This window comes from Streptomyces ardesiacus (assembly GCF_003112575.1).
GTDB classification, from domain to species: Bacteria; Actinomycetota; Actinomycetes; order Streptomycetales; family Streptomycetaceae; genus Streptomyces; species Streptomyces ardesiacus.
In genome coordinates this window covers 705195-713648 of sequence record NZ_BEWC01000001.1, presented here as the reverse complement: position 1 = coordinate 713648, position 8454 = coordinate 705195, and the positions used below count along the sequence as shown (strand labels likewise).

Sequence of the window (8454 nt, the reverse complement as noted above, 5' to 3'; positions counted from 1 at the left end):
CGGCGACCGCCCGTGAGGCCGTGCGGACAGCACCGCGGGACCGCTCCCGGCACGGAGCGGGAGCGGTCCGCGGCGGCGGAGGGGTCAGTGGCGGCCATGCCCGCCCGTGTCACCGCCGCCCGAGCCGCCGAGGCCGAAGCCGTCGGTCTCGATCCGGTTGGTGTTGCGCTCGATGTCCTCCAGGTTGCGGTCCCGGGTGTCCTCCATGAGCTTGACCTGGCTGAGCGTGGCGTCGGTGATGCTCACCAGCGCGTCGCGGATGGACATCATGGTGTCCTTGGTGACCTGCCGCTCCTTCTGCTCCTGCGGCTTGGCCTTCTCCGCGAAGTCGCCCGACGTGCCGGGCCACGAGACGGTGGGGGCGAGGCCGTCTAGGAACTCCTCGGTCATGCTCCTGGCCAGCGTGGCGATCTCTTCCAACTGCCCGCTCAGGGCCTCGATGCGGGCCGGGTCGACGTAGTAGCGCTGCCCCATGTCAGTCCTCCCCGTCCTCGTCGAGCGCGTCGCGCCAGCCCGGCGCCCGGCCGTCCCCGCGGGCGGTTTCCTCGTCGTCCTTCTCCAGCACCCCGGGGCCGAAGATCCGTTCCCAGTCCAGCTCGAAGCCCTTCAACTCGGGTACCTCGCTGCTGGGTTCCGTGAAGGGCGCCATCGCCTTCATCACGTGCCGGTTCATCTTCTGCTGCGCCGCGTTCGCCGCCTCCAGGACGCTGGCGGCCAGCTCCTGGGGGGACATGTCGCGGTACTTGTGCTCCAGGAAGTCGATGCCGGTCAGCGTGCCCTGGGCGCCCACGGTGACGCGGACGGCACGGTCGGAGGAGAGCACCGCGAACGAGGCCTGCCGCAGCTCGCGTTCGGTGCGCTCGACCGCCTCCTGGGCGGACCGGAGCTCGGCCATGGCCTTCTCCAGCCGCTGTTCCAGTGGTTCCGTCACGTCCACTCCCTGATGTCCTGTGACTGCACAGTCGATCTTGCCTGGTGGGATGCCGGTCGCGGCAGCCGGGGACCGAGTGGCGTTCGTCTCCCCGTACCGTCCGCGGCGGCCACCCGCCCGGCCGTCACCGTCCGATGACGGCCGGGGTGCCGCCGTCCTCGGTGCCCCACACGTCTGCGTCCTCCTCCAGGTAGTCGGCGGAGGTCGTGACGCCGCGGGCCTGGCCCGGCTCCTGCTCGGGGGAGTCGCCGCCGCCGGTGGTGGCGACGCGGGACGCCGGGGCCAGGAAGGTGTCGCTGTCCTCCTGGCGGTTCCAGGGGCTGCGCCGCCTGCGGTTGCGGCGCTCGCTCTCCTCGGCGGCGTCGACCAGGACGGCACGCACCCGCTCGCCGTTGCCCTTCTCTCCGCCGCCTCCCATGCCGCCCATGCCGCCCATCGGCATGCCGGGGGTGCCGGGCATGCCCGGGGCGCCGGCCGTTCCGGACCCGGCGGCCGGGGCGAGCGGGGTGCCTCCGGCCGCGGTGGCGCCGTCGGACAGCGGGGCCGCGGTGCCGGTGAGCAGGCCGTCGGAGCCGACGGAGGCACCGGCGGTGAGTCCGCCGCCGGTGGCGGAGGTGAGCGAACCACCGTTGTTCAAACCGAGGTCGTCGGCGGAGAGCGTCTCGGTGCTGGTGCCGCCGCCCCCTCCGCCGCTGCCCCCGAGCCCGTCGGGCGAACCGAGACCGTCGAGCGAACCGAGACCGTCCAGCGAGCCGAGTGCGTCGAGGAGACCGGTGCCGTCGGAGGAGGTCGGACCGTTGCCCGTGTTGAGGTCGTGCAGGTTCACCGTCTCGGTGTTGCCCTGCGCGTCGGTGACGGTGGCGATGCCGGTCTCCGGGTCGACGACCTGGGTGCTGCCGTCCGGGAAGTCGGTGGTCAGCCGACCGTTGTCGAGGGAGGTGACGGAGCCGTCGGGGTTGGTCACCCGCGCGCCGTGGGTGAGGTCGGTGGTGGTGACGGACCCGTCCGGGTGGGTGGCGGTCAGCATGCCGGTCTGGGTGTCGAACGTCGCCCGGGTGCCGTCCGGGAACCGGGTGAGCAGGTCGTCCCCGGCCAGCGAGGTGTCACCGCCCGTCGGTGTCCGGAGCCCGGAGCCGCCGGAGTTGAGGCCGTCGAGGCTGCCCAGGTCGAGGTCGCCGGGGCCGTTCAGGTCGCCGTTCGACTGGGTCGGCAGATCGCCAAGGGAACCGAGGCCGCCCTGCCCGCTCTGGCCGTTGAGCCCCCCGAGGCTCCCCAGGTCCGTGGTGGTCGTCGAACCGTCCGGACGGGTCGTGACCGCCTGACCCGTCGACGGGTCGATGCTCTGCGTCGTACCGTCCGGGAACCTCGTCGTCAGACTCCCGTCCTCGCCCAACGACGTCACCGAACCGTCCGGATTCGTCACCTGCACGCCGTTGCCCAGATCCGTGGTCGTCGTCGCACCGTCGGGCCCCGTCGTCGTCAACACCCCCGAGTCGGGATCGAAACGCGTACTGCTCCCGTCCGGGAACCGACTCGCCACATCACCACCCGACACCTGCGTACTGCCACCCGTCGGCATGTCCAACACCCCGCCACCGGAACCGGCGTTCAACCCCCCGAGGCTCCCCAGGTCCGTGGTGGTCGTCGAACCGTCCGGACGAGTCGTGACCGCCTGACCCGTCGACGGGTCGATGGTCTCCGTACGCCCGTCCGGGAAGGTCGTGGCGAGCTTGCCGTCGTCGGTGAGGGAGGTGACCGAGCCGTCCGGGTTGGTCACCCGCAGGCCGTTGCCCAGGTCCGTGGTGGTGGTCGCGCCGTCGGGGCCGGTGGTGGTCAGCAGGCCGGTGTCGGGATCGAAGCTGGTGCTGCTGCCGTCCGGGAACCGCGCGACGGGGTTGCCGTCGACGAGGCCGGCGGTGCGCTCGTTCGGCAGCCGTGCGCCGCCGCCGGAGTTGAGGCCGCCGAGACTGCCCAGGTTCGCCGTCGGGGGAACGGCCGCGGGCTGCTCGCCGCCCGGTCCGCCGAGACCCGCGAGGCTCTGGCCGACCGCCTTGTCGGCGTCGCCGAGGGTGCCGAGGTCGTCGGTGACCGGGCCGCCGCCGGGTCCGCCGTTCACCCCGCCGAGGGTGCCGAGGTTGTCGGTGAGCGCGCTGTCCGTGTCTCCGGAGCCGCCGTTGAGACCGCCCATGTCGCCGAGGCTCTCGGTGACCGGGAGGTCGCGGTTCAGCAGGTCGTCGAGGCCGCCGAGGTCCGTGGTCGACGGGTCGTTCAGCGTCCGCAACTGCTCCTTGGCCTCGTCGGCCTGCTTCTCCTGCTCGGCACGGAGTTCGTCCTGGTACTTCCGGTCCTCCTCGCGCTGCCGGTTCTGCTCCTCCCGCAGCTCGTCCTGGTACTTGCGGTCCTCCTCGCGCTGCCGGCTCTGCTCCTCGCGCAGTTCGTCCTGGGTCTTCCGGTCCTCCTCGCGCTGCCGGTTCTGCTCCTCGCGCAGTTCGTCCTGAGCCTTGCGGTCCTCCTCGCGCTGCCGGTTCTGCTCCTCCCGCAGCTCGTCCTGGTACTTGCGGTCCTCCTCGCGCTGCCGGTTCTGCTCCTCGCGGAGTTCGTCCTGGTACTTGCGGTTCTCCTCGTTCTGCCGGTTGATCTCCTCCTGGGCCTCCTCGGCCTTGCGCTTCTCGTACTCCTGCGAGGCCGTGCTGGTCGACTTCGGCTCGGGGAGGTTCTCGGTGAAGTCGCTGCCCAGGTCCAGGAAGGTGTTGTTCAGCGTGGACTGCACGGTCCGGGCGGGCTTGACGAGGTACTCGTCGACGCCGCGGCTCCAGATCTGCACGGCCTTGTCGCCGACCTTCGCCCAGTTGGCGATGTCGGTGAGGTCGCCGTACTCGGGGTGGTTCTGGGTGAAGTTCTCGCGCGGGTCGTGGTAGGTGGTCGAGGAGTACGCCGAGTAGGTCGTCTTGATGTCCGTGTTGTCGACGTTGTTGGTGTCCACCCACTGGGCCAGGTCGTCCAGGACGTACCGCAGCACCTGGTGCGGGTCGTAGTAGTCCGAGTTGGCCCAGGTGATCCACGCGTCCAGCAGCTTGCCGGCCGCGTCCTCCAGTGCCGAGCGGGCCTGGGAGAGGGCGCGCGAGTACACCGTCTTCCCGGTTCCCTCGCCCTCGCCCGTGCTGGGCTTCTCGTCGAACGTCTCGATGTACGCGTCGTAGTTCTCGCGGATCTTCGTCAGCAGGCTGCGGAAGACCTCCGCGGCCTCGCCCTTCCAGGTCGCGTCCTCCCGGCCGAGGGCGTCCTCCCACTCCTTGATCTTGGGCCCCTGGTCCCGGAAGAACTGGGCCGCGAAGTCGAAGGCCCGACCGGTGGTGTTGAAGGAGTTGAGGTCGACCGAGGCGTCCTCCGCCACGCCGAGGTTGCTGAAGCGGGCGTCCGCCGTGTTGCCGCCGAGCAGTTCGAGGAGCGCCGTCCGCGGCCCGTTCATATAGCGGGCGAGGGCGACCGTGCTCATCTGGTCCTTGTTGTAGTCCTTGAACTCGTTGCCCTCGCGCACGGAGGCGTTGGCGACGTCGTCCGTCCCGGGCTCGGCGAAGATCGTCTCGTCGCCCACCCTCACCCGGCCCTCGAAGACGATCCGGGCCTGCTTGATCTGGGTCTTCTTGCCGCCGTCGAAGAACCAGATGTCGTAGTCCTCGCCGGTGTTGCGCAAGAAGCCGGACGCGTCCTTGACGAACGAGCCGAGGCTGCGGTCCCTGATGTCCATGCGGAACAGCTTGCCGCCGTGGTCGGAGCGGAGGGTGTCGAAGACGGTGCTGCGGTCCGGCACCGGGTAGCCGGTGATGTGCGTGACCAGGCCCGCCCAGACGTCGGACGACGCGTCCGTGGCACCCTCGTACTTGTTGACGTTCTTTACGGAGTCCGCGTCGTAACGGTCGACCACCGGGCACCCTCTCTGGTCGGGTTGTGGTGCGGCACACGACGGGCCTGTCGCGCCGCAGGGGATTCTCTAGGAGTCGGAGTCACCCGCGCCGTCGCCGCCGGCGGTGAGGGTGTCGACCTCGTCGAAGTGCTGGAGCAGCGTCTGGGCGTCGATCGCGTCCAGGTTCTTGGCCTGGGTCTTGCGCGCCCCCTCGATGGTGTCGGTGAGCGCGTCCTGCAGCTCCTTGTACAGGTCGATCTGGTCGCCGAGGAGCTTGTCGAGGGCCGTGGCGGCCTCCCGGACGCCTTCGAGCAGCTTGGGCCCCGAGATCCGCCCGTCACTGGCCATCTTGCCGATGCGCAGCAACTGCTGGCTCTGGTCGAGGTTGTCCTCGGTGGTGTGGCCGTCGACGAGGTCGCCGAGCGTGCGGGGGTCGCCCTCCCCACCGCCCTGGCGGTGCCTCTTGGCGTCCTTGTACGCCCGGTCCACCTCGTAGTCGCGGAAGTTCTCCATCGCGGACAGGTCGAAGTGCTTGATGTCTGTGGGGTTGTCGGCCATCGGAAGCTCTCCTGCCGCTCGGTGCCTGACGGGTGGGGGACGCGCGGAGCGCGCGACGGCGGGCACGCGCCGCCGTGTGACCGCCGGCGGCGCGTCGCCCGCCGCGGCGCGTTCCGGACGGAAGCGGGGCGAGGCGGGCAGCTCTTAACGCGCCCGCACGTTGCCCCAGTTGTCGGCGCTGCGGCGCTCGTCACGGGAGTGGTTGTCGTGAATGGACTGGATCAGCGTGCCGTTGTCGTGGAGCAGGGTGGCCATGTTCTTGGTGGCCTGGTCCCACTCCATCTGCACCCGGCGGTACATCTCCTGGTCCGCACCCTCCCAGGACGCGACGAGCGGCTTCAGCTCGTCCTCCAGGTTGTTGAGGGTGTTGATGATCTGCTGGGTCTGGTCCGTCAACTCCTCGACGGCCTTGCGGACCACGGGGTACTGCACGTCGATGATGCCGTCGGCCATGACGTCTCCTCTCTGGTGACCGGACGCCTCCCGTCCGGCAAACACGAACAGTGCGGCGTCAGTGGGGTGCCGCACCGCGCCGGACGCGTCAGAGCAGCGCCTGGAAGACGCCCTGACTGGTCTTGCTGTTGAGGACCTCCGTGAGGTCCTGGTTCTCCTGCGCCAGGCGGTTGGCGGAGGTGACGTTCTCCTGGAGGGCGTCGATCATCTTGCTGATCTGGACGACGACCGTCTGGGCCTCCGCGTTCCAGCTCCGGAAGAGCTTCAGCAGTGCCTGGCCCTCGTCACCGCCCACGCCGGAACGCGAGGCGATCTCGGCGACGTTGTTCTGGATCCTCTCCACCTGGCTCCGGGCCGACTCCAGGGACGAGACGCCCCCCAAGCCCTTGGCATATTCCGCTTTCCTTGCGGCACTGTCCGCCATGTCGCGCTCCCTTCGTTCGAGCGATCACGTCGCACGGTTGCCCGCTGAGGCTAAGTAGAACCACCTCTTCCGCGCAATGCGGGGCGGGAATTTTCGACGTCCGCCGGGCCGCCCGAAATATCTCTGGTGCACGGTAGTTGACCAAAGGTTTCGATCAGATGAACAGAGACGCCGGGCGAACTGTCCGTCATAGGGCGCCCACACGGACGCCGGGTCCGACGCGGGCGCCATTCGGGCGGACCGAAGCGGCAAACGGTCATCGGAAACGGGCCGCCGCCGGGCGGCGGCCGGGATATGAGGGGCATACCGACAATGCACGGAACGGCCGCCGTGGATTCCCGATCCGGGCTCCGTCCGCGACCACAAAGACCGAAAAGCACGTCAGTCGAATGACCAGGCGACCAGGCGGTCCGGGAATCGCCCCGAATTCACCCCTCTTCCGGCCTCAGAGATCCCTTTGAGCCTCTTGTCGGGCTCGGGGTGCGGTGTCCGCTGTGCCCGACGTGCTCAATGTGCCCGAGGAGTTTCCCGGGACGAAGCCCGCAGCCTCGGCCTTCTCCCCCGGGTCCGTCCCGCCCCGCTGCGCGGACGTTCCGCAGTCGGGTGCCGTGACCCGCACCTTCGCGGCCCCGGAGGCGGCGTCCGGGTCGAGGTCCGCGCCGGTCGGCAGTGCCGCGAGCAACGGCGCGGGCACCGAGTCGATGTCGTCGGTGGTGTAGCCCAGCGCCCGGAGGGAGTCGTCGGCGGGCACACGGTACTTCACCCCGTTCTCGGCGACCAGGTAGGTGGTGCCCGCGTGGGCCGCGCCGCTCGCGTGCAGCGCCCGCACCAGGGCGCCGCGGCCGGGCCGTACGACGGTGGCGTCGGTCGGCACGCACGCCTCGCGCACGGGGTCGGCGGTGCCCTCCGACACCGCGACCGGGGCGAGTCCGGTCAGCGGGGCCAGCACCGAGCCGATGCGGGCGCCGCCGTCACCGCCGTCCACCTGGGCGCACAGCGCGCTGCCCCGCGGCACGGCCTGCGGGACCGGGGGCGCGTCCGGCAGCCCCGCCGTCCCCGCCCGGCCGGCCCTCTCGGCCCGGTGCTCACGCAGCGCGTCGGCGCCGACGGTACGCGCCTCGGGCGACTCGCCCCGGTAGGCGTCCTTCTGCGTGGCCGGGTCGCCCAGCACCAGGGCGGCGCCGAGCCGGGTCAGCGGCACCAGGCCCTCCTCGCGCAGCAGGTGGTACGTGCTCGCGCCGCCGGGCACGCTCACCTCGAAGACCTGGCCGACGCGCGTGTCCTCGCCGCCGAGCTGCGGGCCCTCGTCACCGCGTCCGGGCACCTCGGGCGCGCGCAGCTCGGGGCCGGGGGCGAGGGCGTCCAGGAAGGCCGCCGAGACCGGCACCGCCCCCACGGAGCCGTAGCCGAGCGCGGTTCGGGCGTCGGACTTCTCGTCCAGCGGCAGCCTGCTGCCCCGCCACACCAGGTACTGCGTCTTGTCCGGCCCGCGCACCAGCACCCCGCGGTCGCCCGCGACCGCCGAGGCGTCCACCGGCGCGCCGACCACCAGTGTCGTGGCCCCGGCCCTCTCGACGGCCGGGGACGTGCGCGCGCCCAAGGTGCTGGGACCGGCGCCGTCCGGCCCGGTGACGCACATGTGCCAGGCCCCGCCGTCGAGCTGCCCGGCGTCGGGCAGGCCGTCCGGTGCGCCGGGGATGCCCACCGGGCCGCCGACGGGCACGTCCCGCAGCGAGGCGGTGCCGACGTCCTCGGTGGGCAGGTCGGATCCGCCGATCAGCCGCGCGGAGGTGTAGTTGCGCACGGGGTGCAGGACGCCGTCGGTGTCGGTCCACAGGTAGCGGGCGCCGGTGTCGCGGTTGACCACCAGGTGCGGTCCGTCGCGCCAGGCGTCGTTCCCGCCGGGCCGCAGCAGCCCGTAGACCACGGTGCCGGCCCCGATCAGGACGGTGAACAGCAGACCGAAGACGACACCGCGGGTGGTGCGTCCCAATGGGCTCTCCGGGGCGTCCGGGGAGGCCGTCAGCAGACCCGAACTGAGCCTGCCCATCATGAAGCTGTGGGCCTGTACCTGGTCGCGCTTGGACTGCACGGCCTCTCCTCGTCTCGTCTTCCGTGGGTCCGAGGTGGGTGGATGCGGGCGGACCCGTCCCGGTACCGGGGGCGCGGGCGCTCCCGCGCGTC

At 71.2% G+C, this 8454-nt stretch carries 7 protein-coding genes; all 7 read right to left on the bottom strand.

The window, feature by feature from the left end; translation table 11 throughout:
* Positions 1-84: 84 nt before the first annotated feature.
* Positions 85-474, bottom strand: a complete 390-nt coding sequence (locus tag Sdi02f_RS02935; protein ID WP_030404278.1) for a hypothetical protein — start codon at positions 472-474, stop codon at positions 85-87.
* A gap of 1 nt (position 475) precedes the next feature.
* A complete protein-coding gene (locus Sdi02f_RS02930) occupies positions 476-931 on the bottom strand; it encodes a YbaB/EbfC family nucleoid-associated protein (protein WP_108932915.1) in 456 nt (151 codons plus the stop codon).
* Positions 932-1055: 124 nt separating this feature from the next.
* On the bottom strand, positions 1056-4856 hold the full coding sequence (locus Sdi02f_RS02925; protein WP_108932640.1) for an AAWKG family protein: 3801 nt from the start codon (positions 4854-4856) through the stop codon (positions 1056-1058).
* A gap of 66 nt (positions 4857-4922) precedes the next feature.
* Positions 4923-5393, bottom strand: coding sequence for a type VII secretion system-associated protein (locus tag Sdi02f_RS02920; RefSeq protein ID WP_030404275.1), 471 nt, complete (start codon positions 5391-5393; stop codon positions 4923-4925).
* A 144-nt stretch (positions 5394-5537) separates the two neighbouring features.
* Positions 5538-5846 carry a WXG100 family type VII secretion target gene (locus Sdi02f_RS02915; protein ID WP_030404274.1) on the bottom strand — a complete coding sequence of 103 codons (309 nt, stop codon included), beginning with the start codon at positions 5844-5846 and terminating at the stop codon, positions 5538-5540.
* An 88-nt stretch (positions 5847-5934) separates the two neighbouring features.
* Positions 5935-6270: a hypothetical protein gene (locus tag Sdi02f_RS02910; RefSeq protein WP_030404273.1), complete on the bottom strand. Its 336-nt coding sequence runs from the start codon at positions 6268-6270 to the stop codon at positions 5935-5937.
* A 445-nt stretch (positions 6271-6715) separates the two neighbouring features.
* Positions 6716-8362 carry a type VII secretion protein EccB gene (gene eccB / locus Sdi02f_RS02905; RefSeq protein WP_108932639.1) on the bottom strand — a complete coding sequence of 549 codons (1647 nt, stop codon included), beginning with the start codon at positions 8360-8362 and terminating at the stop codon, positions 6716-6718.
* Positions 8363-8454 lie beyond the last annotated feature (92 nt).